The following is a 484-nucleotide window of genomic DNA, read 5'->3' as shown; positions in this document are numbered from 1 at the left end:
ATCCAAAGATTCGATTCGGTTCAAAACTTATGGGAGCGAGCAAGTTCATAAATATAAAGTAAAACAAATTTCAGAGAATCAATTCGAATTCGAAAATCAGACCAATAGATTATATTTTCGGTTTTCTTATGACCCAACTTATAAGCGCGATGATATTTTCATTTATGATACAAAGGAAAATTTATTAAAAGAAAAAAGTAGCATTGCCGTTGGGAATGCAGAGAAGGCAAAGGATGGTTTGTGTATTGATCGAAAACAATTAGAGACTTCTTACCGAAATAGGAAAAGCGAAATAGAAGCCGGTCCTGCTTCGAATGGCGGATATTTTAAATTAGAAGTCGGTTATAATACGATTACGAAGGATGATGTGATAGTAAGAGAAAAACCATCAAAAGATAGTAAGGGAATAAGAAAGCTAAAATTAGGAACAACTGTAGCCTTACTCGAAGATACAAATATTGTAGATTACATTCAACCATACGGA

At 33.5% G+C, this 484-nt stretch carries 1 protein-coding gene; it reads left to right on the top strand.

Annotated elements, in window-relative coordinates; genetic code table 11:
• A partial coding sequence (locus EHS11_RS19730) for an SH3 domain-containing protein (protein ID WP_167884320.1) occupies positions 1-484 on the top strand: 484 nt, incomplete at both ends.

It is taken from the genome of Leptospira ilyithenensis, assembly GCF_004771005.1.
Lineage (GTDB): Bacteria > Spirochaetota > Leptospiria > Leptospirales > Leptospiraceae > Leptospira_A > Leptospira_A ilyithenensis.
The sequence above is the reverse complement of the archived record's forward strand: the minus strand, read 5'-3'. Positions and strand labels throughout refer to the sequence as shown.